Raw genomic sequence first — 22,453 nt, 5'->3', positions numbered from 1 at the left:
GGAGGGCGAGGCGATCGCTCTCCCCTTTACCGTTGTGGTGAACCGGATCGCCCGTGTCAGGGTTTCGGGACGCTCGCCTTCATGGCGTCGAGTTTCTTAAATTGTTCGGCCTGCACCGGCACGCCCAGCGCAGTGCGCACGCTATCGGGGATCAGGCTGCGGTCATACGGGTCCATCGTCGGGCCGGCTTCCCTGGACCGGCTATATTGCGTGCCATAAATTTGTGGCTGACCAATCTGCATCAGATAACGATCGAGCGTGGCGGCGGCGATCCAGTTCGCCTCGGTCTTGCCGCGGGCAACCGCCGCCATGGCGAGCGAATGCGCCAGTAGATAGTCCGCCGATTTCGATCCGTGCTGGAAGATGAAGGCGGCGCGGTAATAATCCTCGGCGGTGTTCAAGCTGCCCTCGCGCAACATAGCCTCGGCTCTGGTCCGGCGCGCGGCATCTTCGGCGATCATGCGTCGAATAACCGTCATGTCCGGCAGCTTGGCGGGATCGATCGCGTTTCGAATAGCCTGATCCGCCTCGAACATCGCGGCGATTTCCCGGTTGTCCTCGAGACTTGGCGTCTGCGCCAGCGCGGGGCCCACCGCCACCGTCAGCCACCCCAGTGCCGCGATCCAAGCCGTCCGCATCATACACCTCTCCCTGCAGCAATGCCGCATTGAACACGCGCGGTAGCAGGGTTGGCAAGCGCGGTAGCGGAACTTGTCGATGGCGGCACGATCGCTTGCTTGCGTGACGCGGATTTTCGGGTTCCATTGGCACAATTGATGGAAGGAACACCCAGCATGATCCCGCGCCTGCTTGCCCTATCCCTGCTGACGGCGTCGCTGACGCTCCCCGCCGCCGCGCCGGTATCTGCACCGCGCGTCGGGATCGCCAGTTTCGAGGCGCTGCCCAAGCCATTGCCGCTGCCCTATCATGCCGGTGACGCCAAGGCGCAGATCGCGGCGGCACGGGCGCGTGCGGTCAAGGCGCACAAGCGGGTGCTGATCGATCTGGGCGGCAATTGGTGCCTGGACTGCCGGTTGCTGGCGGGGGTGATGGAAACGCCGCAGATGCGCGGCTTCGTCGCCAAGCATTTCGAGGTGGTGACGGTGGATGTCGGCCGCTTCGACCAGAATATGGATATTCCGGCGTCCTACGGGATCAAGGGGCGACTGGCCGGGGTGCCCGCCGTGCTGATCGTCGATCCGAAGACCAACACGCTGGTCAATGCGGGGCGTGAGACGGCGCTGGCCGATGCGCGGGCGATGACGCCGCAGGCGGTGGCCGATTGGTTGGCGGGATGGGTGGGCTGATTTGAGACCCACTAGCCGGTCGCTCGGATAACGACTGGCTTTCCCTCCCCCAGCCCCTCCCGCTTGCGGGAGGGGAGAGGTTAGGGGCAACCGTTTCCCCGCATAGCGCCCCTCCCGCAGGCGAGTTTCAGGTCGGTGATGCCCCCGGCATGACCTAAACGATGCGGGGCATCGTTTACCTGAAACTGGGCTGGGGGAGGGGAGTCCCTATCGGCACGATATCACGCCGATGGGACTCCTCCGACAATTACTCGCCGAACACGCGCGCGAAGATCGTGTCGACATTCTTGTAATGATAATCGAGGTCGAAGCGCGCCTCGATCTCTTGCGGAGACAGCGCCGCCGTCACATCCGCATCGGCCTTGAGCAATTCCATCAGCGACAGCTCGCCGTCCGACTCCCAGACCTTCATCGCGTTGCGCTGGACCAGGCGATAGCTGTCCTCGCGGCTCACGCCCGCCTGGGTCAGCGCCAGCAGCACGCGCTGCGAATGGACCAGGCCGCCCATCTTGTTGAGGTTCTTCTCCATCCGCGCCGGATAGACGACCAGCTTGTCGATCACGCCGGTCAGGCGGGCGAGCGCGAAGTCCAGGGTGATGGTCGCGTCGGGGCCGATATAGCGCTCGACCGAGGAGTGGCTGATGTCACGCTCATGCCACAGCGCGACATTCTCCAGCGCCGGGGTGACGTAACCACGCACCATGCGGGCGAGGCCGGTCAGGTTCTCGGTCAGCACCGGGTTGCGCTTGTGCGGCATCGCCGACGAGCCCTTCTGGCCGGGCGAGAAATATTCCTCGGCTTCCAGAACCTCGGTGCGCTGCAGGTGGCGGACCTCGGTCGCGAGACGCTCGATCGAGCTGGCGATGACGCCCAGCGTGGCGAAGAACATCGCATGGCGATCGCGCGGGATGACCTGCGTCGAGACGGGCTCGACGCTCAGCCCCATCTTCTCGGCGACATGGGCCTCCACGCTGGGATTGATATTGGCGAAGGTGCCGACCGCGCCCGAAATGGCGCAGGTGGCGATGTCGGCGCGCGCCGCGACCAGGCGGGCGCGGTTGCGGTCGAACTCGGCATAGGCCTGGGCCAGCTTCAGGCCGAAGGTGACCGGCTCGGCATGAATGCCATGGCTGCGGCCGATGGTCGGGGTCAGCTTGTGCTCATAGGCGCGGCGCTTGATCACGGCGAGCAGCGCGTCGAGATCCTCGATCAGGATGTCCGAGGCGCGCGCCAGCTGCACCGCCAGACAGGTGTCGAGCACGTCGGACGAGGTCATGCCCTGGTGCAGGAAGCGCGCTTCGGGCCCCGTACGCTCGGCGACATGGGTCAGGAAGGCGATGACGTCGTGCTTGGTCTCCGCCTCGATCGAATCGATCCGGTCGATGTCGAAGTCGCCGGCGGCCTTGTCGGCTTCCCAGATGCGCGCGGCGGCTTCCTTCGGCACCACGCCCAGCTCGGCGAGCGCGTCGGTGGCGTGCGCCTCGATCTCGAACCAGATGCGGAAACGGGTCTGCGGGTCCCAGATCCGGGTCATGGGGGCACGGGAGTAGCGCGGGATCATCGAGAACACCTTTTTAGGTCGTGGAAACGGCACGGCTCACCGCCGTCTTCCTCTCGGAATCGCGGTGTATCGTGCCGTTAGCAGGGACGAGCCGAGCCTTCAAACCCGACCCGCCTTTTCCTATATGGTAAAATGCAGATTGGGAACGTATCTCTAACGACGAAGATCGCGTCCCTGGTCTTCATAGTCATCGTTCGACCAGAGTAAGGGAGAGACGAGATGATGAAATATGCTTTTCTTGCCGGTGTCATGATGGTGTCTGCGCCGGTACTTGCGCAGACGACGACCGCGCCCGCCCAGACCACACCGGCGGCACCGCAATCCGCGCCCGCAACCACGGCTGACCCGGCGCAAGCCGCGACACCGGCGGCAGACCCCGCCGCACCGACCCAGGCGGCCCCCGCCGAAGGCCAGGTGCAGGCGACCGGCAGCCAGATCGCGCAGGTCGTCGACACCCAGTTCCCGACCTATGACAAGGACGGCGACGGACAGCTCAGCAAGGCCGAATTCACCCAGTGGATGGTCGCGTTGAAGTCGCAGACCGACCCGTCGACCAAGGCCGAGTCGCCTGCCACCAAGAAGTGGGTCGGCACCGCCTTCGCCCAGGCCGACACTGACAAGAGCAAGAAGGTGTCAAAGACCGAGCTGACCGGCTTTCTGAGCCAAGGTCAGGGCTGATCGGCCAAAAGGAACGTCCCTCCGTTCCGAACAATCCCTGAGCGGGGATAAGCGGGGTCGCCGGACCATCGGGTCCGGCGACCCTTTGCTTATGCGGGCGGCGGCAATCGCAACTCGTAACCGCGCATTGCCTCGGCGCTTTCGCGCCATTCCAACTGGCCATTCTCCATCAGTGCATCGAGTCGTGCGAAGAGCGCCAGGTCACTGATCTGGTGACAATCCTTCGACATCACGTCGAGTGCGCGACCCACGACCCATGCAGGATGCGCCCATTTGCTCGTGGCACAGGACAGCAGCAACGGGTCGAACCAGTTGACCGGGGCGGAGACCAGCCAACCCTCCGGCTTCACCACGCGGAAAGGGGCGTTTTCATCGACCAGTTGCCGCCAGCGATTCTGACAGGTCTCGCGTTCGCCCAGCGAAAGGTCGACTTCGCTGCCCAGCAGTCGGGCCATTTCGTCGGGTAACAGGCTGGCCGGACTGGTCGCCGGGGTCGATGTACAATCTGTAGTGGTCTTAAAGTGCGTGACGTCGATCACCTTGCATGGCTCATCGACCAGATGGGATAACCACCAGTGGAAACCGGCTTGGCTCCGAGCATCACGGCGGGAGGTCCAAACGATAGGCATGACGTCGGCCGAGCATGACTCGCGCAAAAATTCTGGTGTGTCCGCGACGCTCGAAGCCCAGTCAGTGATTCCCAGTTCCTCTTCGATCCAGCAAATCCGTTCGGCATCGCTGCGGCCGATCGGCCCGAAGCTGAAATCGTCGAAGGGGCACAGGACTTTCTGCCGCATCCCCGCCTGTTGCAGGACTTGACGCAGTGTCCCGGCCCCCGACGGCGTAAACAGCACATGGACGATGGGCTTCGGCATGGCGGCCTCCACAGACGATCGCACCGGCATAATAGAGTGCGGCCGGACGCGGCCCACGAAAAAGGGCAGGGGCGTCGCCGCCACCTGCCCTTCTTTTCGTTCGCTGACCCGACAGGGAAAGCGAGGCCGGATCAGGCCTCTTCCGAACCTTCGGCCTGCGCCTCGGCGTCGGCCGCCTCGTCCTCGGCGGTCGGGACCGTCGGCGGAACGATGGTGGCGATCGCGAAGTCGCGGTCGTCGATGGCGGGCTCGGCGCCCTTGGGCAGCTTCACGTCCGAGATGTGGATCGAGTCGCCCACGGCCAGGCCCTTCAGCGAGATGCTGATTTCGGTCGGGATGTTCGCGGCGTCGACGACCAGCTCGATCTCGTGGCGGGTGACGTTCAGGACGCCGCCCTGCTTGATGCCGCTCTCGTCCTCGTCAGTGAACACGACGGGTACGGCGACCGTGACGGTCTCATGCTCGCCGATGCGCAGGAAGTCGACGTGCAGCGGGCGGTCGGTGACCGGATGGAACGCGACGTCCTTCGCCAGCGTGCGCTGGCCGTCCACCATGATGACCGAGGTGAAGAAATGACCGGTCATCAGCGCCTTGACGAGGGCCTTCTCTTCGAGATGGATCGACGCGGCGGCCTGGTTGCGGCCATAGATCACGGCGGGGACGCGGCCTTCACGACGCAGCGAACGGGAGGCTCCCTTGCCAACCTGATCGCGCGTCTCGGCGGCGAGCGTAAGGGTGTCGCTCATTCCAGTAACTCCGAAACAAAATGGATATAGGCTTCCGACCACGCCTCCAGGGATGACCATGACCGGAAGCGGCGGCGCATAGCGGCAAAGGGCGTGAAATACAAGCCATGCGCCGGCACGTCGCCGTCAGAAGCGGATCGGCAGGCCCAGCAGGATACGGCCATGCTCGCGCCCGGCCTGGGCGCGCAGGCGAACTCCGACATTGCGGCTGATCTGACGTTCGATGCCGATGCCGCCGACCAGCCCGCCGGGGCCGTCGCCGTCATCATCGATGACGTTGGCCAGCCGCACGTCGTATCGATAGCCGCCATAGCCCGCCTCGGCGAAGACCATGGTGCGATCGCCAAGCACATAGCCGGCCCGTGCGGTCACGCTATAGCCCCAGCGCGCCTTTTGTTCGTAAAAGGCGAACAACTCCTGGCTGCGGACGGTGCCGCCCCCGGCCTGTACCGCCACCTCGCCGCCCAGGCGCAGGCGTTCGGTCGCGGGCAGCATGACGCCCGCGAAGCCGCCGCCGGCCACCCCGGCCCCGACATATTTACGGCTGCTATTCTCATCACCCAGGCGAAAGCCATGGATCAGGACGCCGGCCTCCGGGCCCGCATAGACGCCAGAAAAGGCGGGCTTTTCCTGCGCAAATGCCGTGGCGGGCAGGCAGGTCAACAGCGTGGCGGCAAGCAGGATGCGCATTGGAAACGTCCTTTGGTCGATCATAGGGCTCCCCATCGATTCCCTATGAGGTTTGATGTATGATGATTATGATTTTCTGTAAAACAGAAAGATGATCGTGTCAGACAGTTATTTCATGAGCCGTAACCGGGCGCGGGCGGTGCGAGCTTTCGCGGTAATGTGCTTCCTTCTGGCGGGGTTTGGCGTCGGGACGCTGCCGATGACGATGGTGAGTCCGAAGTGGTTGTCCTTCTACATCGATTGTGAGGATGGCTGTCGCCCCAAGCCCGCGCCGCTCGACCAATTGTCCCCTGAGGTTCGCCACATCGTCGCCAGCGTACCCCGCGCCCAGGAGCGAATGGTCGCCGCGATGGCCGAACCCTATTGGCGGTGGCGGTTGTTCGGCATCAAGATGTTGGATGCCTTGCCCTTCGTGTTTCTGTTCTTCTCGGTCGGCATGGCGTTGTGGCGTTTCAGCGACAGGCAGGAGCATCGCGACTGGAACGGTATCGCCTGGCTTCAACGGGCGGCGGGGGCGGGTGTCGTACTGGCGTTGTCCGCTCCCCTGGCGCAAATTTTGTGCGATGCCGTATTCCTTGCGGCCGTGACGGACACCGGGGCATTTTCCTACACGATCGAACTTACCGAGATCGCGAATCACCTGCTGTTCGCCGGCGCGGCCTGGGCCGCGATCTGGGCGTTGGCGGCGGGATTGCGCGCGCGGGGCGATCTGGCCGAGATCGTCTGATGCCCGTAACCGTCAATCTCGACCTGATGCTCGTGCGCCGCAAGGTGAAGTCGAACGAACTCGCCCGTGCGATCGGGATCACCGAGTCGAATCTCTCGCTCCTGAAGTCGGGCAAGGTGAAGGGGGTACGCTTCTCCACACTGGCCGCCATCTGCCGCTATCTGGACTGCGAGCCTGGGGACATATTGGGCTATGCGCCGTCCGACGACGACCTCCATCCCGATGCCGACCAGGGTGCTTGAGCAAGGAACGTCGCGATGATGTTGGCGGGGCCGTGGCGAAGGGCAATTTCGGCCCCCGCCGGCAGCCGATGGGGTTCGCCGTCGAACAAGGCCGAAGTGCCGCCACGTCCGGTGATGCGAAAGCTCGTGCTGAACGCGCGGGTCACGCCCTGTGCATTCGTCCAGTCGTCGGTCAGCGCCATCCGACCGAGATCGAACAGCTTTCGCCATGTCCGGGCGTCGACCGCCGCCAGATCGATATGGCCTTCGCAAGGCGTGGCGAACACCGCCTGATAGCGGCGATCCAGTTCGGGCACGCCCGCCACCCTGAGGCCCGCGCCGAAGCTGCGTCGCCATGCCAGCCGGACCGTTCGGATCAGCCGCCCGACCTGCCCGTCGCGCACCGCCTCCCGCGCGGCGGCCCATCGGGTGGCGGGGCCGAGGATTAGGCCGGCATAGGCGTGGTGGCCATCGGCCTCGACAAAGGGAAGCGAGACGTGGCGTGGCGGCTGATCGGCCAGCCGGCGTAGGATCGCTAGAGCATCGCGCTCGCCATGCAGCGTCCTGGCGAGCAGGTTCATCGTGCCGCCGGGCAGGATCAGGATCGCGCCGTCCCATGCGTCGAGCGCGGTCAGCACGGCATTCACCGTCCCATCGCCCGCATAGACGACCATCCATGCCACGCCGGCGCGCGTCAGGAGATCGGAGGAGGGCAGGTCATCGTCGGGAAAGCCGGTTCGGCCGGCCATATCATGGCCCATGGCGGACAGCGTGTCGCGAATATCCGCCGCGACCGTCTCGGCGGTCGACCCCGATCGCGCATTGGTGACGAACCAGTAACGCCGCATCGCCCATCCCTTCGGAAACACCAGGCGATGAGCAAGCCGCATATGTGCGTCACCGTGATGACGCGGCAACGCCGCCCGCCCTTCCATAAGGGCAGGCGGCGTCACGATGCTGGGGTCAGTATTGGATGCGCTGCGCCGTGATGCCCTGCTTGGCAAGCTGCGCCTGGACGCTGTCGGCACCGGCCAGATGGCCCGCGCCCACCGCCATGAAGACGGTGCCGGGCTTGGCCATCCGTTCCTTGATCCACGTCGCCCAGCGCGCGTTGCGGTCGGTGAGTAGCGTCTTGGCGACCTCGGGCGAGTCCTTCAGGCTCTCATTCATGTCGCGGGCCAGCGCGTCGGGGTCGCCATGCGCCCATTCGTCGACCATCTTGGCCATTTCCTCGCCCGCCTTGGGCAGTTCGTCGACGGTCGAGGTCAGGAACTGGATCTGCGCCTGTTGCGACAGACCATTGAAATAGCCGATCTGCTGCTCGGCGGTTTCCAGCCCGGCGACGGGCTTGTTCGCCGCCTTGGCCGCATCGGCCAGCACGGTTTCGGGGCCGTTCTTCGGGTCGTAGCCCAGCTTCTGGATCGGCGCGAGCGACAGGGTGACCGCCGCCAGCCACGGCTTCATCTTGTCGAACGCGGGTGCGGGCAGGCCCGCATCGGTCATCGCCTTCAGATAGGCGCCGCGCTTGTCGGCGGGCAGCTGCTCGGTCAGGGTCGGGCCGGTGGTGACGATGCCGTTCTTCAGCACGATCTGCTGCATCGTCGCCGGATCGGGCTGCACCATTTCCAGGACCAGCTGGTCGGACTTGTCGAAGGCGGACTTCACCGCTTCATCGAACCAGGTCAGGCCGGGCTTCAGCACATGGATGGTGCCGAACAGATAGATGGTGGTGTCGGCATCCTTGACCACCCACAGGGCGGGGTCCGCATCATTGGGGTTCTGCGCGGGCTTGCTCTCCGCACAGGCGGGCAGCGCCAGCATCAGCGCGAGCGAGGTGAGGGCGGCTTTCATGATCGTCTTCATGGGATCGGACTTTCGGAAAAGGAAGGGGCCGTATGAGAGATGGAGGGAGCAAGATCAGGCGTATTTGCGCCACATCCAGACGATGCCGCAGGTCGCCATCATCGCGAGGTACATCCATTCGGCCTGAAGGGCTGGCAGCACGCCGCCACGCCACAGGAACCACCAGACGGGGGCGCCGAGGCCCACGACATAGTAGCCGGCCAGCGCACCGTCGCGATAGGCGCGGCTTTCATGCTCGTCGACGACCCGGTGCCAGCGAAAGGATATGATGGGCAGGAAGACACCCCACAACAGTGCCACCAGAATGGCGAACCATAGTGGTAGCGGCGCGGTCAACATATCGAACGGACCCGGCTTGGTGCCCGGGGGCAGGTGGAGCAGCGGCACGATCACCATCGTGAATCCGATCAAGCCGCCCAACGCACCCGACATGACCAGCAGTCGATGATTGGTGCGCTCGCTCGGACCACGGGTGTCGCGCTTGGATAGGTCGGTCATGGTCGCACCTCCATGGACAGATGGACGGAGAATTGGGGTATTCGCGCACCATGGACTGCGGTGGCGGCCCGGATATTGGGGCGAAGCGTATCCAACGTGATCTCGCCCACCCGTCCAACACCCCAGCCGAGCAGCGACAGCGCGATACCGGTACCGATGACCGCGCGGGTCCGGCGGCGGCTCATGACCGCACCCGTCGGATGGCGTAGAAGGTCAAGCCGATCAGGATCGCGATGCCCCAGCTATGGCCTTCGAAATCGGTCTTGTGCAACTGCGCGCCGATTATGGTCAGTACCGGGTGCAGGATGAAGTTCGCCAACCCGATCAAGGCCCAGGTCTCAATCGCCAGCTGCCGCTGCATCTCGTCGGTCTCGCGCCAGTTACGCCACACCACAAGGCTTCCAAAAACCAGGATTGCGAGAGCGACAATTTGGCCAAAGAGCCAAGGTGTCACGGGGGAAGAAAGCGGCAAGTTTCTATTCGCGGCTTCGATGAGCAACGGAGCACTCACCAAGCCCAGCATTGTGAAGATCAGAAAGTCTCTACGCCGCCGCTTTTTGCGCAACACACGCGCCGCCTCGCGGCTCGCGCCCCAGTCGGCGCCCTCACTCACCATGATGCTCGTCATCGAAAATCTCCTCGATGGGCAGTTCGAACAACCGTCCGATACGGAAGGCGAGCGGCAGCGAGGGGTCGTATTTCCCCGTTTCGATGGCGTTGACGGCCTGGCGCGATACATCCAGCCGCCCGGCTAGTTCCGCCTGGCTCCAGTTGCGTTCGGCGCGCAGCACCTTGAGGCGATTTTTCATGTCGACCTCCTCTTGCATGGCTAGCCTCCCTTTGTCACCCGTGCGTGACGTAATGTCAGGTGACCATGACAAAGTGACAGTGAGCCGCGACATTGTCAACAAGACCTGACAAAATATCATGCGTGGCTGACTTGGCTCCCGCCATTGCGAGCGCAGCGCGGCAATCCAGTGCCCGGGCGCGACGCTCTGGATTGCTTCGCTACGCTCGCAATGACGGGTAATGTACCGGCCCGCTCGCCTTGACCGCGTGAAGGCCATCCGCCAAAGCCTGCGCCCATTATGCAGACCCGAAACGGCTCCCCGGAAGGCCCACTTTCCTTCCAGCGCATGATCCTCACCCTCCATGACTATTGGAGCGAGCGGGGATGCGTGATCCTGCAACCCTATGACATGGAGATGGGGGCGGGCACCTTTCACCCCGCGACCACGCTGCGCGCGCTGGGGCCGGACTCGTGGAACGCCGCCTTCGTCCAGCCGTGCCGTCGCCCGACGGATGGCCGCTATGGCGAGAATCCCAACCGGCTCCAGCATTATTACCAGTATCAGGTGATCCTGAAGCCCTCGCCCGCCGACTTGCAGGACCTGTATCTGGGCAGCCTGACGGCGATCGGCGTGGACATGACCAAGCATGACATCCGCTTCGTCGAGGATGACTGGGAAAGCCCGACTTTGGGCGCCTGGGGGCTGGGCTGGGAAGTCTGGTGCGATGGGATGGAGGTGACGCAGTTCACCTATTTCCAGCAGATGGGCGGATACGACATGAAGCCGGTCGCGGGCGAGCTGACCTACGGGCTCGAGCGTCTGGCCATGTATATCCAGGACGTCGACAATGTGTACGACCTGCGCTTCAACGACGCGGGCGTATCTTACGGCGACGTGTTTCTCGAAAACGAGAAGCAGATGTCGACCTGGAACTTCGAGATCGCCGACACCGACACGCTGTTCGACGCCTTTAAGAAGGCGGCGGCCGAGTGCGAGCGTTGCCTGGAAGCCAAGCTGCCCATCCCCGCCTATGAACAGGCGATCAAGGCCAGCCACACCTTCAACCTGCTGCAGGCGCGCGGCGTGATCTCGGTGGCGGAGCGCCAGGCCTATATGGGCCGCGTCCGCGATCTGGCGAAGGGCGCGTGCGGCGCCTGGATGGACAAGAACGGCTGGGCCGCGTGATGACCGATTTTCTGCTCGAACTCCGCTCCGAAGAAATCCCTGCCCGGATGCAGGCGGGCGCGCGGGAGAATCTCGCCAAGCTGTTCGCCGCCGAACTCGCCAAGGCCGGGCTGTCCGCGGGTGAGATCGTCACCTATGCGGGCCCGCGTCGCCTGGCGCTGATCGCCAAGGGCTTGCCCGCCGCGACCGAGGCCGTGTCCGAAGAGGTGAAGGGGCCGCGTGCGTCCGCCCCGCCGCAGGCGCTGGAGGGCTTCCTGCGCAAGACCGGGCTGACCCGCGAACAACTGACCGAGCGCGACGGCGTGCTCTTTGCGATCACCGAAAAGCCCGGCCGCGCGACCGCCGAGGTCCTGGCCGAGGCGATCCCCGCGATCGTCCGCGCCTTCCCCTGGCCCAAGTCGATGCGCTGGGGCGCGGAGTCCGCCTCGACCGAGTCGATGCGCTGGGTCCGTCCGCTGCACGCCATCGTCGCGCTGTTCGGCGGCGAGGTCGTGCCCTTCGAAATCGCCGGGATCACTAGCGGCAACGTCACGCGCGGTCACCGCTTCCACGCGCCCGCCGAGATCGTGCTGACCGGCGCGGACGCTTATGTCGAGCAGCTGCGCGCGGCCAAGGTGTTGGTCGATCAGGACGAGCGCGCCTCTATCATCCGTGCGCGCGCGTCGGCGCTCGCCGCCGAGGCCGGGCTGGCGCTCGTCGAGGATGAAGGGCTGGTCGCTGAGAATGCCGGGCTGACCGAATGGCCGGTGCCGCTGCTCGGGCGCTTCGACGAAGCCTATCTCGACGTGCCGCCCGAGGTCATCCAGCTGACCGCGCGGGTGAACCAGAAGTACTTTGTCTGCCGCTCGACCGACGGCAAGCTGGCGAATGCGTTCGTCTGCACCGCCAATATCGAGGCGACCGATGGCGGCGCGAAGATCGTCGAGGGCAATGGCAAGGTGCTCGCCGCCCGCCTGTCCGACGCGCGTTTCTTCTACGAGACGGACCTGAAGACGAAGCTCGACGATCTGCGGCCCAAGCTGGAAAAGATCGTCTTCCACGAAAAGCTCGGCACCGTCGCCGACAAGGTCGAGCGGGTGGCCAAGCTGGCCCGTTGGCTGGTCGAAGAGGGCGTAATCGCTGAATCCCCCTCCCGCAGGCGGGAGGGGCTAGGGGAGGGCAGTGCCACGAGCGACGTCGCTGGTGGAACCGTCCCCCCCCCATCCCCCCCCGCAAGCGGAGGGGGCGAGCTTGCCGATCTGGCGGAGCGCGCCGCGTATCTGGCGAAGGCCGATCTCGTCACCGGCATGGTCGGCGAGTTCCCCGAACTCCAGGGCCTGATGGGCGGTTACTACGCCGCCGCGCAGGGTGAAGACCCGCGCGTGGCTGAGGCGGTTCGCGATCACTACAAGCCGGTTGGGCAGGGGGATGACGTCCCCACCGCGCCGGTGACGGTGGCTGTGGCGCTGGCGGACAAGCTGGATACGATTGCACAGTTTTTCATGGCTGGACTTTCGCCCACGGGGTCAAAAGATCCTTTTGCTCTCCGGCGTGCGGCGCTTGGCGTGTTGGCGATAATTGGCGAAAATGGGCTACGCCTTCCATTCGATCGCTTCATCGATGGCGCCTACCGTCAGCTCATCGCAGACTGGCGAAGCAGAGAGGCGTTTGCATGTCTCTCGGACGGAAAACAGCCATATGACTATGGGGAGGGCGACTCTGGTTGGCTAATCTCTCCGCAGCCAATTTCTGAGCGCTCAGACTTGTTCGCCGATCCTGATTACAAATATCTGACGTTGATCGAGTACTACGGATATGACGATACTCGCGAAATTCTAGATCACGATCTGGGTGATAATTGCGTCTTGGAATTTGTTCGCTACAGTGAATTTCAAAAGGCCTTCTCCTCTTTCTTCGCCGACCGCCTCAAGGTCCAGCAGCGAGAAGCAGGCGTCCGTCACGACCTGATCGACGCGGTGTTCGCGCTAGGCGGCGAGGACGATCTCGTCCGCCTGCTCGCCCGCGTCCGTGCGTTGCAAGCCTTCGTCACCACCGACGACGGCGCCAACCTGCTCGCCGGGTACAAGCGCGCCGCGAACATCCTGAAAAAGGAGGGCGTCGAGGCCGACCAAGCCTGGACCGCGCCGACCTATACGCTCGAACCCGCCGAGGCCGATCTGATCGCCGCGCTCGATGCGGCCGAACCCAAGGCGGCCCAAGCGGTGCAGGCCGAGGATTTCGAGACCGCCATGGCCGCGCTCGCCTCGCTGCGCGCGCCGATCGACCGCTTCTTCGACGATGTGACCGTCAACGACGCCGACAAGGACAAGCGGACCGCGCGCCTCGCGCTGCTCGCCCGTGTCCGGGCGGCCGTTCACACGGTGGCGGACTTCTCGCGGATCGAAGGATGAGCTGAGCCGGATCGGGAGGCGGGGCGATACGTTCCTGTCTTCCCCTCCGGCAATATCGCCTTATGTACACCGACGCCTGTGTCCCCAGGGCGTCGGACGTGACGACCAGTAAAGGATCGAACCGATGACCTATGTGTACCGCTTCGGCGGCGGCGTTTCGGACGGCGGCAAGGGGGACAAGAATCTGCTTGGCGGCAAGGGCGCGAATCTGGCCGAGATGGCCTCGATCGGGCTGCCGGTGCCGCCGGGCTTCACCATCTCGACCGCAATGTGCACCCGCTATTATGAGGATGGCGAGCAGTTCCCGCAGGAACTGCGCGACGAGGTCGCCGACGGTATCGCGCATATTGAGTCGGTCACCGAGAAGCGCTTCGGCGATCCGGAAAACCCGCTGCTGGTCTCGGTCCGCTCGGGCGCGCGGGTGTCGATGCCGGGCATGATGGACACGGTGCTGAACCTCGGCCTCAACGACGAAACCGTCGAGGGGCTGGCCAAGAAGGCGGGCGACGAGCGTTTCGCCTGGGACAGCTATCGCCGCTTCATCCAGATGTATGCCGATGTCGTCCTGGAGCTGGATCACGGCGCGTTCGAGGAAGCGCTGGAGATCGCGAAGGAAGACAATGGCTTCACCCTCGATACCGAGATGTCGGCCGAGGACTGGAAGGCGCTGGTCACGACCTATAAGGGCCTGGTCGAGGAGCAGTGGGGCAAGCCCTTCCCGCAGGATGTGCACGACCAGCTCTGGGGCGCGGTCGGCGCGGTGTTCGGATCGTGGCAGTCGGAGCGTGCGAAGGTCTATCGCCGTCTGAACGACATTCCCGCCGACTGGGGCACCGCCGTCAACGTGCAGGCGATGGTCTTCGGCAATATGGGCGATACCTCGGCGACGGGCGTGGCCTTCACGCGCGATCCCTCCAAGGGCGACCGCGCCTATTATGGCGAGTTCCTGATCAACGCGCAGGGCGAGGATGTGGTCGCGGGCATCCGCACGCCGCAGTACCTGACCAAGGCCGCGCGCGAGGAAGCGAATGCCAAGCCCGCCTCGATGGAAGAGGCGATGCCGGAGGTCTATGCCGAGCTGGCCGCCGTCTTCGACCAGCTCGAGACGCATTACCGTGACATGCAGGACATCGAGTTCACGGTCGAACAGGCCAAGCTCTGGATGCTCCAGACGCGCTCGGGCAAGCGCACCGCCAAGGCCGCGCTCAAGATCGCAGTCGACATGGCGAATGAAGGCCTCATCACCCGCGAGGAGGCGATCGCGCGGGTCGATCCGGCGGCGCTCGACCAGCTGCTCCACCCGACGCTCGACCCCGATGCCAAGCGTGACGTGCTGACCAAGGGCCTTCCCGCCTCGCCGGGTGCGGCGTCGGGCAAGGTGGTGTTCGACGCCGATGCCGCCGAGCGCGCGGCGGCGGCGGGCGAGGCGGTGATCCTCGTCCGTGTCGAAACCTCGCCGGAAGACATTCACGGCATGCACGCGGCCAAGGGCATCCTGACCGCGCGCGGTGGCATGACCAGCCATGCGGCGGTCGTGGCGCGCGGCATGGGTCGTCCTTGCGTCTCGGGCGCGGGTAGCCTGTCGATCGACAACAAGGCCAAGCTGCTGCGCGTGGGTTCGCGCGAGGTGCGCGAGGGCGACATCCTGACGCTCGACGGGTCGACCGGCGAGGTGATGGTCGGCGCGGTCGCGACCGTGCAGCCCGAGCTGGCGGGTGACTTCGGCACGCTGATGGAATGGGCCGATCAGGTCCGCCGCCTGAAGGTCCGCGCCAATGCCGAAACCCCGCTCGACTGCCAGACCGCGCGCGATTTCGGTGCGGAGGGCGTGGGTCTCTGCCGCACCGAGCATATGTTCTTCGACGCCGCGCGGATCACGGCGGTGCGCCAGATGATCCTGGCCTCGGACGAAGCGGGCCGCCGTGCCGCGCTCGCCAAGCTGCTGCCCGAACAGCGCGCCGACTTCACCGCGATCTTCGAGGTGATGGCGGGCCTGCCGGTAACGGTTCGCCTGCTCGACCCGCCGCTGCACGAGTTCCTGCCGCAGCAGGAGGCCGAGTTCGCCGAAGTCGCGACCGCGGCGGGCGTCGATGTCGATACGCTCAAGCGCCGGGCCAATGAACTGCACGAGTTCAACCCGATGCTCGGCCATCGCGGTTGCCGCCTGGGCGTGACCTATCCGGAAATCTACGAAATCCAGGCGCGCGCGATCTTCGAGGCGGCGCTGGACGTCGCGGAAAAGTCGGGCGAAGCGCCGATCCCCGAGGTCATGATCCCGCTGGTCGCCACGCGTCGCGAGCTGGAACTGATGAAGGCGGTGGTCGACAAGGCGGCGCAGGCGGTGTTCGCCGAGCGCGGCAAGACGGTCGAGTATCTGGTCGGCACCATGATCGAACTGCCGCGCGCCGCGCTGAAGGCGGGGGAAATCGCCGAGGTGGGTGAATTCTTCTCCTTCGGCACCAACGACCTGACCCAGACGACGCTGGGCGTCAGCCGCGACGACGCGGCGCGTTTCCTGAGCGCCTATGTCGAGAAGGGCATCTACGCCAAGGACCCCTTCGTCAGCCTGGATGTCGAGGGTGTGGGCGAGCTGGTCAGCCTGGCCGCCGAGCGCGGCCGCGCGACGCGGGCCGGAATCAAGCTCGGTATCTGCGGCGAGCATGGTGGGGACCCGGCGTCGATCGCCTTTTGCGAGCAGGTCGGGTTGGATTATGTCTCGGCCAGCCCGTACCGCGTGCCGATCGCGCGGCTGGCGGCGGCGCAGGCGGCGTTGAAGGCGCGGTGATCTTGGGGGGAGGTTTCGGCGGGTTTATCGCCTGGAACCTTCCCTCCCCCATCCCCTCCCGCTTGCGGGAGGGGCGTGCCAAGCGGAGGCGTCCAGCGCTTCAACCAGCCTACCGTTTCGAAAGAAGCGTAGCCGCTGCCTAGAAACGCTCCCCTCCCGCAAGCGGGAGGGGATGGGGGAGGGCCGGTGTCTCACCGAGCCCCGACCCCACGACACCATCACCCGTGCGTCGTCACCCGGTTCCCGAAATCGAACCACCCACGACGCTCCCCCGCCGGATAGGCCGGACGCGCGGCGCTCGCGGCGACCGAGCGGTAAGGTGCCCGCTCCGCCACCGGCGCCGCCGCAACCGGCTGCGCCGTCGCCAGCCGCTGGTTCTCGCGCTCCAGCTCGGCGATGCGGTCTCGCGCCGCCGCCAACTTCGCCTCGGTTTCCTTCTGGTGCGCGGCGTGCGCATCGCGCTCGGTGGAATAGCGGGTGCGCCATTTGCGGCCGCCCGGATGGCTCGCCAGCCCGAATAGCCAACCCGCGATGAGGACCAGCCCCAGCACGGCGAACTGAGTCGTCGAAGTGAACAGCATCGCGTCGATCCCTGTCTGTTACGTCAGGTCAACGACCGATCGGGCGGAGTGGTTGCGATGCCGCCGGATTTCGCCGGGGTGTGGGTGTTACTTCCCGCCCATCGAGGTCATCAGCGTATCGTTGATCGAGCAGCCGGCCGGCCCCAGGATGACGACGAACAGCGTCGGCAGGATGAACAGGATCAGCGGCACGGTCATGATCGCGGGCAGGCGCGCGGCCTTTTCCTCGGCGCGCATCATGCGCTCGTTACGGAACTCCGCCGACAGCACGCGCAGCGAGCTGGCGAGCGGGGTGCCGTATTTCTCGGTCTGGATCATGGTCGTCACCACCCCGCGCAGCGCGTCCAGATTGACCCGGGTCGACAGATTCTCGAGCGCCTGGCGGCGGTCGGTCAGGAAGCCCAGCTCGACCGAGGTCAGCTGGAACTCGTCGCCCAGTTCGGGATAGGCGCGACGCAGTTCGCGCGCGACGCGGGCGAAGGCGGCATCGACGGTCAGCCCGGCCTCGGCGCAGATGACCATCAGGTCGAGCGCATCGGGCAGGCCCTTGCGGATCGCGGCGGTGCGCTTGTCGATCCGGTTCTTCAGCGCCAGATCCGGCGCCTTGTAGCTCAGCACCAGCGTCCCTGCGACCATCATGTAGCGGCTGAACCCGCTCCAATCGGCGAAATCCTCGGTGCCATAGACCCAGAGCGCGGTGCCGCCGCCCAGCACGATCGGCAGCGCCAGGCGGCCGAAGATGACCGCCACCGCCAGCTCCTTCGATCGGATGCCGGCCTGGAGCAGCTTGAGCTGGACGGCCTTGACCTGATCCTCCTGCAGCATCTTGAGCGCGCTGAGCATCCGGCGCATCCGCTCGAGCATGTCGGTGCGTTCGATGAACTGGGCGCGCCGCTTCGGGGTGGGATCGATCCCGGCCTTGAGCTGCTCGCGCCGTTCGTTGAGCGCCTGCACCCGCCTGCGCATCGGATCGCGCGCGCCGATCAGGACATAGCCGGCGACGAGCAGGCAGAGGACGCACACGCCCCACAGCATGGCGGCGGCCGATCCGGCGTCTAGGCCGAGAATCTGGGGTGAGGCGGTCATTCAGATCTCGAAATTGATCATGCGCGACATGATGAAGACGCCCAGCCCCATCCACAAAAGCCCGCCGCCGCCGATGATCATCAGTCGGGGATCGACGAAGAACTTCGCCATGTAAGGCGGGTTGATCATCCAGATCAGGCCGAAGACGATGAAGGGCAGCGCGCCGATGATATAGGCCGACGCCTTGGATTCGGACGACATCGCCTTGATCTTCAGCTTCATCTGTGCGCGCTTGCGCAGCACCTCGGCCAGGTTGGACAGGGTCTCGGCCAGATTGCCGCCGGTCTCGCGCTGGATGGCGATGGCGATCACGAAGAACTGGAACTCGGGCGTCTCCAGCCGGTCGGCGGTTTCCTGAAGCGCATTGTCCATCGTCCGGCCGATGCGCATCCGGTCCGACACGGCGCGGAATTCCTCGCCGACCGGGCCGGGCACTTCCTGCCCCACGACCGACATCGTCTCACTGATCGGCAGGCCCGAGCGCAGGCCGCGCACCAGCAGCTCGATCGCATCGGGAAAGCGGGTGATGAACCGGTTCGTCCGGCGGCTGATCGTCTTGCTGACCACCATATGCGGTAGGAGCAGCCCCAGGCCGACGCCCATCGGCAAGGCGAGCAGCAGCGACAAATGCAGCATCGCCAGCAGGATCGTCATGCCCAGCGCCACCACGCCGCACGCGATGCCATATTGCCCCAGCGTCCAGTCGCGCCCGGTCCGGTCGAGCCGCTTGGCCAGCTTTTCGGGATTGGGCAGCAGCCGCCCGAACATCTGGTCGACCCGCGTGTCGCTGGCCAGCGCGATGCCGCGCGACGCCGCGACCATCGGCGACACCGGCTTGTCGAGATCGAATGCGACGCGGCCGCGCAATCCCGCGAGCTGCCGCGACTGGCTGCGCGAGGTCTTGGGCGCGGACAGCGCGGCCATCACCAGCACCAGCGTCAGGAACACGCCGCCCGCCAGGATCAGGGTCGCCATCATGCTCATCGGGTCAGTTCGCCCGCGCCCGCTTGGGCAGGAACGCCTTGATGTCGAGCTTTTCGAGCAGGCGGCGCTTGCCGCGCGCCCGATCCGATGCCTGCCCCGCCGCGCAGATACGCTCCGACAGCGCGATCAGCGGGGCGATGGTGCGCGACGTCTTGCCCAGTTCGGCGATCGGCTTGCCGGCCTTCGCCGCCTGGACGACCAGCTTCTGGTCGTAGGGGATCAGGAAATCGACCGGGCGCTCGATCGACCCCTCGAAATCGCTCTGCGCGATCTCGGTCTGCGCGGCCGGGTGGACGCGGTTGGCGACGGTCAGCACCTGGGCCTGCGGGGCATGGGTCTTGAACCAGGAGAGCAGGCGGATCGTGTCGCGCGCGGCGGCCAGGGTGAATTCGGTGACCAGCACGATCGTCTGCGCGCTGGTCGCCAGCACGGGCTGCTGGATCAGCATGTCGCGCGGCAGATCGACGATCGTCGTCTCGAAATTGGCGCGCATCTCGTCCTGCAACTGGGTGAAGGCGACGCCGTCGGTCAAAATCGGCGCGGCGATCGGCGCTTCCGCCGACAGGACGGACAGCTTCTCCAGCGCCTTGACCATCGCGCGTTCCAGGAACAGCCCGTCGATGCGGCTGGGATTGTCGATCGCATCGACCAGCCCGCGCCCCGGCTCCAGATCAAGCGAGAGCGCGGACGTACCGAAATGCACGTCGAGGTCGAGCAGGCCGGTGGTCCGGCCCAGCCGCTCGGCCATCAGCCAGCCGAGCGAAGCGGCGACGGTCGACGCGCCGACCCCGCCGCGCGCGCCGATCACCGTCACGCTGCACGGCGCCTTTTCGGGCGCCATGTCCATAGCGCGCGGGGTGTGCAGCATCGCGCGCGCCTGGCCGACGGTCTCGCGCAACTGATCGGGATTGATCGGCTTGAGCAGATAGTCGTGCAGCCCATTGGCCAGCAGCGCGCGGTACAGGCGGACATCGTTGACCTGGCCGACCGCGATCACGATCGTGCCGGGTTCGCACACCTCGGCCAGATTGCCGATCTCCCCGACCGGGTCGGAGGTGTCGCTGAGGTCGACGATCAGGATCTGCGGGCTGGCGGACACCGACAGCGCCTGGATCGCGCCGCGCAGGCCGCCTTTGGTCACCTTTTCGGTCGACCAGCCCTGTTCGGCGAGCATCGGGCGCACCGCCTCGGCCGTCCAGTCGTCGCAGACAAAGGCCTGGATGGGATCGCGCCCGATCAGGCCATGGGGCTTCCAGGGGGCGTTCATCACTGTCCTCCCATGCCAGCCATTCCGCTAGGGGCGCCGCCCTGGGTGGCATTGGGGGAGCGCACCACCGTCCCGCCATGGCCGGTCGGTAGCGCCTTTCGGAAGGTATCGATCGCGCGGGTCGTCACTGCGGGATCGGCGCTGGCCGGCCCTTCGACGCCGCGGATGAGGTCATTGGGATTGGCGACCATCGCGGCCAGGTTGCGATTGACCGCGCAGCCATGGTTGGACGAGGTTTCCGCGGTCCAGTCGGGGCCGACATCGCTCGTCCGGTCCGGACAGCCCGGAACGCTGGCGCGCGCGCGGGTGACGACGACGCGGATCATCGCGGGGGCAAGCGGGGTGCGGGCGATCGAACCCGCCGGTCCGACCAGCAGGCCGTGGCGGCCGATGATGTCGGCGATCTGGCGATAGGCGATGGGCGCATCGCCGGCCGGGTCCTCGATCGTCACCCGGTCGCCATAACCCAGCCGCAGATTATCAGCCCAGCCCGCCAGCCGCTGCGCCTCGTCGCCCGCCAGCCAGTTGCCCGACACGGCGAGGTCGAGAACATAGTCGGCCTGCGACACGACCGGCTGATGCGCACTTTCCAGGCCCGGCTGGCCGGTGCCGCTGCACCCGGCGGTCAGCGCGAGCAGGGTGATCGAACCCGAAAGGGCGAGGGGCAGACGCATGGAACGGGGCATCCTTGAACGGGCGATCATTCGGAAAAGCCGGGGGCGGGGGTGCCCTTGCGCGCACGGGGCATGGAGGTCAGCGGCGCGGGGCTTTGCGCGCCCGTCATCGGGCGCCCCTGAACGGGCGCGGCCATCGTCGGCACGGGGCGAGGCTGGCTGGACCCCGCCGAGATACGGCCGAGCAGCACCCGCTCGGCGTCGTTCGGCGCGCGTTCGCCATCGGTGGGCAACGCGATCTCGGACGGCGAATTGACCGGCTTCACCAGATAAGGGGTGATGATGATGACGAGTTCGGTCTCCTTGCGCTTGAACGCGTTGGAGCGGAACAGCGCGCCGATCAGCGGCAGGTCGCCCAGCCAAGGCGCTTTTTCGATCGAATTGTCGCGGGTGTTGGACAACAGGCCGGCGATCATCATGCTCTGCCCCGATCCCAGCTCCAGCGTCGTCTCCGCGCGGCGGGTGGTCAGGGCCGGGATGGTGAACTTGTCCAGCGTCACCGCGCCGGCGGAGGAAATCTCCGACACCTCGGGCCGGACCCGCAGCGAGATGCGGCCATCGGCCAGCACGGTCGGCGTATAGGACAGGCTGACGCCATATTGCTTATAGTCGACCGACACCGTGCCCAGCGACGCGGACATCGGAATGGGGATTTCGCCGCCGGCCAGGAAGGTCGCGGTCTCCCCTGACAGCGCGGTCAGGTTGGGATTGGCGAGCGTCGAGACCTGTCCCAGCGTCTCGCCCAGGTCCATCGCCCCCAGCAGGTCCATGCCCAGCACCCGGCCGCCCAGGCCCAGGGTCGTGCGCAGCGGACCCTGGTTGAAGCCATATTGGGTGCCGATCGTCGTCCCGGCCGCGTTGGTCAGATCGGTGATCGTTCCCGCATTGCGGCCCGACCCGACGCCGAAGACGAAGCCGCTGGAATTGCGGTCGCGGTTCAGCAGGTTGACGCCGATCGACTTGACGAAGCTGCGATTGACCTCGGCGATGCGGACCTGAAGATTGACCTGCAACGGCGTCGCGGTCTTCAGGCGGCTGATGACCTTGGTATCCTTGCCGACAAAGGCCTGGACCAGTCGTTCGGCCTCGGCGACGTCGTCGGGCGCGGCGACCGTTCCGGTCAGCAGGATCAGGCCGTTCATCGGCGTCGCCGCGATCTGCGCCTCGGGCATGGCGAGCCGCAGCATCCGGCCGATCGAATCGAAATTGTTGCCGACGCGGACGGTGGTCGCATAGACGACCGCGCCGCCGCGCGCCGTCGCCGACACGGTCGTTTCGCCGGGCTTCTTGCCGAAGATATAGAGCTGCGTCGGCGAGCGGACCTGGACATCGGCGATGCTGTCATCGGCGACGAACAGGTCGGTCATCGGGCGCGGCAGGGTGATCAGCCGTGCGCGACCCGTGTTGATCTCCAGCATGCGGCCACCGGTGTCCTCGCCCTGCGGAGCGGCGCGCACGGGGGCGGGCGCGAGGATCAACGGTGCCAGCATCAGTGAGATAGCGGCGGTGCGGCCCAGGGCCGCCCAGGGCAGGTGCTTCGTCAT

Annotated in this window: 24 protein-coding genes; 7 read left to right on the top strand and 17 right to left on the bottom strand. The window is 65.8% G+C overall.

The window, feature by feature from the left end; translation table 11 throughout:
• Nucleotides 1–56 precede the first annotated feature (56 nt).
• Nucleotides 57–641, bottom strand: coding sequence for a DUF6624 domain-containing protein (locus ACQHGV_RS11135; RefSeq protein ID WP_440978249.1), 585 nt, complete (start codon nt 639–641; stop codon nt 57–59).
• 153 nt (nt 642–794) lie between these two features.
• Between ACQHGV_RS11135 and ACQHGV_RS11130 the strand changes: the two genes are divergently transcribed.
• On the top strand, nt 795–1,307 hold the full coding sequence (locus ACQHGV_RS11130) for a thioredoxin family protein (RefSeq protein ID WP_440978248.1): 513 nt from the start codon (nt 795–797) through the stop codon (nt 1,305–1,307).
• A 247-nt stretch (nt 1,308–1,554) separates the two neighbouring features.
• Here ACQHGV_RS11130 and purB read toward each other — a convergent pair whose 3' ends face one another.
• On the bottom strand, nt 1,555–2,868 hold the full coding sequence (purB, locus tag ACQHGV_RS11125) for an adenylosuccinate lyase (protein WP_440978247.1): 1,314 nt from the start codon (nt 2,866–2,868) through the stop codon (nt 1,555–1,557).
• Nucleotides 2,869–3,087: 219 nt separating this feature from the next.
• Between purB and ACQHGV_RS11120 the strand changes: the two genes are divergently transcribed.
• A complete protein-coding gene (locus ACQHGV_RS11120) occupies nt 3,088–3,546 on the top strand; it encodes an EF-hand domain-containing protein (protein ID WP_440978246.1) in 459 nt (152 codons plus the stop codon).
• 89 nt (nt 3,547–3,635) lie between these two features.
• Here ACQHGV_RS11120 and ACQHGV_RS11115 read toward each other — a convergent pair whose 3' ends face one another.
• The 3 genes from ACQHGV_RS11115 to ACQHGV_RS11105 form a co-directional block, all read right to left on the bottom strand.
• Complete coding sequence (locus tag ACQHGV_RS11115) at nt 3,636–4,505, bottom strand: DUF3658 domain-containing protein (RefSeq protein ID WP_440978245.1); 870 nt, start codon at nt 4,503–4,505, stop codon at nt 3,636–3,638.
• A 47-nt stretch (nt 4,506–4,552) separates the two neighbouring features.
• Nucleotides 4,553–5,167, bottom strand: coding sequence for a 50S ribosomal protein L25/general stress protein Ctc (locus ACQHGV_RS11110; RefSeq protein WP_409787162.1), 615 nt, complete (start codon nt 5,165–5,167; stop codon nt 4,553–4,555).
• 126 nt (nt 5,168–5,293) lie between these two features.
• A complete protein-coding gene (locus ACQHGV_RS11105) occupies nt 5,294–5,857 on the bottom strand; it encodes an outer membrane protein (RefSeq protein WP_440978244.1) in 564 nt (187 codons plus the stop codon).
• Nucleotides 5,858–6,056: 199 nt separating this feature from the next.
• Between ACQHGV_RS11105 and ACQHGV_RS11100 the strand changes: the two genes are divergently transcribed.
• Nucleotides 6,057–6,584: a hypothetical protein gene (locus tag ACQHGV_RS11100; RefSeq protein ID WP_440978243.1), complete on the top strand. Its 528-nt coding sequence runs from the start codon at nt 6,057–6,059 to the stop codon at nt 6,582–6,584.
• The gene (locus tag ACQHGV_RS11095; protein WP_440978242.1) at nt 6,584–6,826 is read left to right on the top strand and encodes a helix-turn-helix domain-containing protein; all 243 of its coding nucleotides are present in this window, start codon (nt 6,584–6,586) and stop codon (nt 6,824–6,826) included. Before ACQHGV_RS11100 ends, ACQHGV_RS11095 begins: the two co-directional genes overlap by 1 nt.
• On the opposite strand, the gene ACQHGV_RS11090 is transcribed toward ACQHGV_RS11095, so the two are convergent.
• The 6 genes from ACQHGV_RS11090 to ACQHGV_RS11065 form a co-directional block, all read right to left on the bottom strand.
• Nucleotides 6,775–7,653, bottom strand: a complete 879-nt coding sequence (locus ACQHGV_RS11090) for a diacylglycerol/lipid kinase family protein (RefSeq protein WP_440978241.1) — start codon at nt 7,651–7,653, stop codon at nt 6,775–6,777. The genes ACQHGV_RS11095 and ACQHGV_RS11090 overlap by 52 nt on opposite strands.
• A gap of 115 nt (nt 7,654–7,768) precedes the next feature.
• Nucleotides 7,769–8,668 carry a TraB/GumN family protein gene (locus tag ACQHGV_RS11085; RefSeq protein ID WP_440978240.1) on the bottom strand — a complete coding sequence of 300 codons (900 nt, stop codon included), beginning with the start codon at nt 8,666–8,668 and terminating at the stop codon, nt 7,769–7,771.
• Nucleotides 8,669–8,722: 54 nt separating this feature from the next.
• On the bottom strand, nt 8,723–9,166 hold the full coding sequence (locus ACQHGV_RS11080; protein ID WP_440978239.1) for a hypothetical protein: 444 nt from the start codon (nt 9,164–9,166) through the stop codon (nt 8,723–8,725).
• Complete coding sequence (locus tag ACQHGV_RS11075) at nt 9,163–9,351, bottom strand: hypothetical protein (RefSeq protein WP_440978238.1); 189 nt, start codon at nt 9,349–9,351, stop codon at nt 9,163–9,165. Before ACQHGV_RS11075 ends, ACQHGV_RS11080 begins: the two co-directional genes overlap by 4 nt.
• Complete coding sequence (locus ACQHGV_RS11070; protein WP_440978237.1) at nt 9,348–9,794, bottom strand: hypothetical protein; 447 nt, start codon at nt 9,792–9,794, stop codon at nt 9,348–9,350. Before ACQHGV_RS11070 ends, ACQHGV_RS11075 begins: the two co-directional genes overlap by 4 nt.
• Nucleotides 9,772–9,975, bottom strand: coding sequence for a helix-turn-helix transcriptional regulator (locus tag ACQHGV_RS11065; protein ID WP_175312786.1), 204 nt, complete (start codon nt 9,973–9,975; stop codon nt 9,772–9,774). The genes ACQHGV_RS11070 and ACQHGV_RS11065 overlap by 23 nt, the downstream gene beginning before the upstream one ends.
• Before the next feature lie 327 nt (nt 9,976–10,302).
• Between ACQHGV_RS11065 and ACQHGV_RS11060 the strand changes: the two genes are divergently transcribed.
• From ACQHGV_RS11060 to ppdK, 3 genes are all read left to right on the top strand, one after another.
• Complete coding sequence (locus ACQHGV_RS11060) at nt 10,303–11,142, top strand: glycine--tRNA ligase subunit alpha (protein ID WP_440978236.1); 840 nt, start codon at nt 10,303–10,305, stop codon at nt 11,140–11,142.
• Nucleotides 11,142–13,532 (top strand): glycine--tRNA ligase subunit beta, encoded by a 2,391-nt coding sequence (glyS, locus tag ACQHGV_RS11055; protein ID WP_440980193.1) that lies wholly within the window; start codon nt 11,142–11,144, stop codon nt 13,530–13,532. Before ACQHGV_RS11060 ends, glyS begins: the two co-directional genes overlap by 1 nt.
• A gap of 124 nt (nt 13,533–13,656) precedes the next feature.
• Nucleotides 13,657–16,317 (top strand): pyruvate, phosphate dikinase, encoded by a 2,661-nt coding sequence (gene ppdK / locus ACQHGV_RS11050; RefSeq protein ID WP_440978235.1) that lies wholly within the window; start codon nt 13,657–13,659, stop codon nt 16,315–16,317.
• Nucleotides 16,318–16,535: 218 nt separating this feature from the next.
• Here the strand turns inward: ppdK and ACQHGV_RS11045 are convergent, their stop codons facing one another.
• The 6 genes from ACQHGV_RS11045 to ACQHGV_RS11020 all read right to left on the bottom strand — a co-directional run bounded on the left by ACQHGV_RS11045 (nt 16,536) and on the right by ACQHGV_RS11020 (nt 22,453).
• Nucleotides 16,536–16,898, bottom strand: a complete 363-nt coding sequence (locus ACQHGV_RS11045) for a hypothetical protein (RefSeq protein ID WP_440978234.1) — start codon at nt 16,896–16,898, stop codon at nt 16,536–16,538.
• Between the two features lie 87 nt (nt 16,899–16,985).
• Nucleotides 16,986–17,984: a type II secretion system F family protein gene (locus tag ACQHGV_RS11040; protein WP_409787171.1), complete on the bottom strand. Its 999-nt coding sequence runs from the start codon at nt 17,982–17,984 to the stop codon at nt 16,986–16,988.
• Nucleotides 17,985–18,968: a type II secretion system F family protein gene (locus tag ACQHGV_RS11035; protein ID WP_440978233.1), complete on the bottom strand. Its 984-nt coding sequence runs from the start codon at nt 18,966–18,968 to the stop codon at nt 17,985–17,987. It lies immediately after the preceding gene.
• A gap of 4 nt (nt 18,969–18,972) precedes the next feature.
• Entirely contained in the window at nt 18,973–20,235 is a 1,263-nt protein-coding gene (locus ACQHGV_RS11030; RefSeq protein WP_440978232.1) for a pilus assembly protein CpaE, read from the bottom strand.
• Entirely contained in the window at nt 20,235–20,909 is a 675-nt protein-coding gene (locus ACQHGV_RS11025) for a CpaD family pilus assembly protein (RefSeq protein ID WP_440978231.1), read from the bottom strand. Before ACQHGV_RS11025 ends, ACQHGV_RS11030 begins: the two co-directional genes overlap by 1 nt.
• Before the next feature lie 26 nt (nt 20,910–20,935).
• Entirely contained in the window at nt 20,936–22,453 is a 1,518-nt protein-coding gene (locus ACQHGV_RS11020) for a type II and III secretion system protein family protein (protein ID WP_440978230.1), read from the bottom strand.

The sequence above is a fragment of the Sphingomonas pseudosanguinis genome (assembly GCF_052056765.1).
In the GTDB taxonomy this organism is placed as follows: Bacteria; Pseudomonadota; Alphaproteobacteria; order Sphingomonadales; family Sphingomonadaceae; genus Sphingomonas; species Sphingomonas pseudosanguinis.
The sequence above is the reverse complement of the archived record's forward strand: the minus strand, read 5'-3'. Positions and strand labels throughout refer to the sequence as shown.

Excerpts from the sequence above, each read along its gene's own strand:
- ACQHGV_RS11135 (WP_440978249.1), bottom strand. The coding sequence starts at position 641 with ATGATGCGGACGGCTTGGATCGCGGCACTGGGGTGGCTGACGGTGGCG.
- ACQHGV_RS11130 (WP_440978248.1), top strand. The coding sequence starts at position 795 with ATGATCCCGCGCCTGCTTGCCCTATCCCTGCTGACGGCGTCGCTGACG.
- purB (WP_440978247.1), bottom strand. The coding sequence starts at position 2,868 with ATGATCCCGCGCTACTCCCGTGCCCCCATGACCCGGATCTGGGACCCG.
- ACQHGV_RS11120 (WP_440978246.1), top strand. The coding sequence starts at position 3,088 with ATGATGAAATATGCTTTTCTTGCCGGTGTCATGATGGTGTCTGCGCCG.
- ACQHGV_RS11110 (WP_409787162.1), bottom strand. The coding sequence starts at position 5,167 with ATGAGCGACACCCTTACGCTCGCCGCCGAGACGCGCGATCAGGTTGGC.
- ACQHGV_RS11105 (WP_440978244.1), bottom strand. The coding sequence starts at position 5,857 with ATGCGCATCCTGCTTGCCGCCACGCTGTTGACCTGCCTGCCCGCCACG.
- ACQHGV_RS11100 (WP_440978243.1), top strand. The coding sequence starts at position 6,057 with ATGACGATGGTGAGTCCGAAGTGGTTGTCCTTCTACATCGATTGTGAG.
- ACQHGV_RS11095 (WP_440978242.1), top strand. The coding sequence starts at position 6,584 with ATGCCCGTAACCGTCAATCTCGACCTGATGCTCGTGCGCCGCAAGGTG.
- ACQHGV_RS11090 (WP_440978241.1), bottom strand. The coding sequence starts at position 7,653 with ATGCGGCGTTACTGGTTCGTCACCAATGCGCGATCGGGGTCGACCGCC.
- ACQHGV_RS11085 (WP_440978240.1), bottom strand. The coding sequence starts at position 8,668 with ATGAAGACGATCATGAAAGCCGCCCTCACCTCGCTCGCGCTGATGCTG.
- ACQHGV_RS11080 (WP_440978239.1), bottom strand. The coding sequence starts at position 9,166 with ATGACCGACCTATCCAAGCGCGACACCCGTGGTCCGAGCGAGCGCACC.
- ACQHGV_RS11075 (WP_440978238.1), bottom strand. The coding sequence starts at position 9,351 with ATGAGCCGCCGCCGGACCCGCGCGGTCATCGGTACCGGTATCGCGCTG.
- ACQHGV_RS11070 (WP_440978237.1), bottom strand. The coding sequence starts at position 9,794 with ATGACGAGCATCATGGTGAGTGAGGGCGCCGACTGGGGCGCGAGCCGC.
- ACQHGV_RS11065 (WP_175312786.1), bottom strand. The coding sequence starts at position 9,975 with ATGAAAAATCGCCTCAAGGTGCTGCGCGCCGAACGCAACTGGAGCCAG.
- ACQHGV_RS11060 (WP_440978236.1), top strand. The coding sequence starts at position 10,303 with ATGATCCTCACCCTCCATGACTATTGGAGCGAGCGGGGATGCGTGATC.
- glyS (WP_440980193.1), top strand. The coding sequence starts at position 11,142 with ATGACCGATTTTCTGCTCGAACTCCGCTCCGAAGAAATCCCTGCCCGG.
- ppdK (WP_440978235.1), top strand. The coding sequence starts at position 13,657 with ATGACCTATGTGTACCGCTTCGGCGGCGGCGTTTCGGACGGCGGCAAG.
- ACQHGV_RS11045 (WP_440978234.1), bottom strand. The coding sequence starts at position 16,898 with ATGCTGTTCACTTCGACGACTCAGTTCGCCGTGCTGGGGCTGGTCCTC.
- ACQHGV_RS11040 (WP_409787171.1), bottom strand. The coding sequence starts at position 17,984 with ATGACCGCCTCACCCCAGATTCTCGGCCTAGACGCCGGATCGGCCGCC.
- ACQHGV_RS11035 (WP_440978233.1), bottom strand. The coding sequence starts at position 18,968 with ATGAGCATGATGGCGACCCTGATCCTGGCGGGCGGCGTGTTCCTGACG.
- ACQHGV_RS11030 (WP_440978232.1), bottom strand. The coding sequence starts at position 20,235 with ATGAACGCCCCCTGGAAGCCCCATGGCCTGATCGGGCGCGATCCCATC.
- ACQHGV_RS11025 (WP_440978231.1), bottom strand. The coding sequence starts at position 20,909 with ATGCGTCTGCCCCTCGCCCTTTCGGGTTCGATCACCCTGCTCGCGCTG.
- ACQHGV_RS11020 (WP_440978230.1), bottom strand. The coding sequence starts at position 22,453 with ATGACGAAGCACCTGCCCTGGGCGGCCCTGGGCCGCACCGCCGCTATC.